Genomic DNA, 2173 nt, shown 5'->3' on the forward strand with positions numbered 1-2173 from the left:
CTTGTAGGCGCCGGGCTAAAATGTCTCACATTCGCAATTCAAAAATGTCACGCTCCCCGTGTTCTTTGGGATGTTGGGAGTTCGGACATGGGATGGGTTTTGATGAGTGAGCGTGACTTGCACCGCATTGGTGTGCTGGCCCAGGTTGATGATGGTGACATCGAGATCACCACCGCAGCCAACCTCATGAACGTGTCGAGACGACATGTTTATCGTTTGCTGGATCGGTTCCAGTCAGAAGGTGCCGGCGGGATCCGGCATCGGGCGCGCGGTCGCCGTCCGAACAATGCCATCCATCCTGCCAAACGCGAATACGCAATGACCTTGGTGCGTGAGCGCTATGAGGACTTTGGACCGACGCTGGCGTCCGAGATGCTTTTGGAACACCACGGCTTCAAGGTCGGCCGAGAGACGCTGCGCCAGTGGATGATCGAGGACGGTTTGTGGCTGTCGCGCAAGCAACGCCGGCGGTTTCATCAGCCGCGATTGCGCCGGGAATGTATTGGTGAACTGGTGCAGATCGACGGCAGCGATCATCGCTGGTTCGAGGATCGCGGCGATCCCTGTACGCTTTTGGTATTTATCGACGATGCGACCAGCACCTTGATGGAACTACGTTTCGTGCGTTCGGAAAGCGCCTTTAGCTATTTTGAAGCGCTGGAATCCTATTTGACCACTCATGGCCGTCCGGTTGCCTTTTATTCCGACAAGCATTCGGTGTTCCGGGTCAACAAGTCGGATGCCAAAGGTGGCCAGGGTATGACTCAGTTCGGCCGGGCTTTGGCGGAGTTGAACATTGAGATCCTTTGCGCCAATTCCAGCCAGGCCAAGGGTCGCGTCGAGCGGGCTAACCGCACCCTACAGGATCGTCTTGTGAAGGCGTTACGGCTCGCCAATATCGACACGATCGAAGATGCCAATGCGTTTCTGCCCAAGTTCATGGAGCGCTATAACGCGCGGTTTTCCAAGGCTCCGCTCCGGTCTGACAACCTGCATCGGGCGCTTAATGTCGAACCGGATCGGCTTCAGGAGATCTTGTGCTGGAAAGAGAAGCGTTATGTGACAGCACAGCTTGCTGTGTCCTATGAGCGCAAGCGGATCATTCTGGATGAGAACGAGGTGACCCGCGCCCTGCCCGGCAAATATGTCGAGACACGGCAGTTTGCCGACGGTCGCCTTGAGGTGCTCTGGAAGGGTGTTTCGCTCCCGTTTCGGGTGTTCGACAAGGATCAGCGCGTGTCGCATGCGGCGGTCACTGAGAACAAACGTCTCGGGCATGTTTTGTCTTGGGTGAAGGAGCAGCAGGAGGCCAATTTGCCGCCGCCGAAGGTTAAGTCAGCCAGCGAGAAAGGCGGCTATAAGAAGCGTGAGCGCAAGCCTCGCGGCCGGCCGAGTGTGTTTGACGATCCGGCTTATAGAGCAAAGCGGAGGAAGGAGCGCGCCAAGATCGAAGCTGCTGAATGAGCTCCTTGGTTTGGGGTTGTTGCCCGTGTCAGCTTAGCCGCCGCAGGCCAACTTCAGGGTCACTTTCAAGATGGAGTGCGGCGTACCAGAGTGGGGTCTTGTAATAGATGCCGTCCTCCAAGAGGTCGCGCCCTTCCCTGTCTTCGCGCAAGATGCCGAGCCAGCACAGGGGTTTGAGAATATCGTATTTCAGCTCAAGCCGGCTCTCGCAATATGTAAGGGCCCGGTAATCTGTGTCTTCGAAGCCGTAAAGGATGCGCATCAAGTCTTGCACGGTGCAGCCGGCTTCTGCTTCCAGGTTCAGAACGTTGAGAAACACGTGCCAGAATTGGGCGAGGTAATCTTGCCGTCGGGCTGGGGGTGCGTGCTGGAAACGGTAGAGATAGACGGGAGCTGCAAGATCAAAGAGGTCCTGGGGGTCCTTGAGCATGGTCTTGCCCAGTTTCGTGATCCTGAGTTTGTCCTTGTAGCGCCGGACGAGTTTGAAGTGCCTGAGGGAGGCATGTATGGGCTCCAGCGGCGGCATTTTATGTTCATCCAGGACTTTGTTTACGCGGAGCAGTTCCTTTGCTGTGTAGCCCGGCCAGTTGAAGGCATTTGCAGCGAAGGTCACGAACTTGCGGTTTATCGCACCGGTTTGGGTCAGGCCGATACCGCCGTGTTCAACCGCATAATTTAGCGACAGGACCAGACCCCGGATCAGGGGAGA

The 2173-nt window shown here is 56.6% G+C and carries 2 protein-coding genes; one reads left to right on the forward strand and one right to left on the reverse strand.

The window, feature by feature from the left end; genetic code table 11:
* Positions 1 to 87 precede the first annotated feature (87 nt).
* The gene (locus RBB44_RS25450; RefSeq protein WP_306150610.1) at positions 88 to 1464 is read left to right on the forward strand and encodes an ISNCY family transposase; all 1377 of its coding nucleotides are present in this window, start codon (positions 88 to 90) and stop codon (positions 1462 to 1464) included.
* A 28-nt stretch (positions 1465 to 1492) separates the two neighbouring features.
* On the opposite strand, the gene RBB44_RS25455 is transcribed toward RBB44_RS25450, so the two are convergent.
* On the reverse strand, positions 1493 to 2173 hold a 681-nt coding region (locus RBB44_RS25455; protein WP_306150611.1), incomplete at its 5' end, for a hypothetical protein.

Source organism: Roseibium sp. MMSF_3247 (genome assembly GCF_030733765.1).
Lineage (GTDB): Bacteria > Pseudomonadota > Alphaproteobacteria > Rhizobiales > Stappiaceae > Roseibium.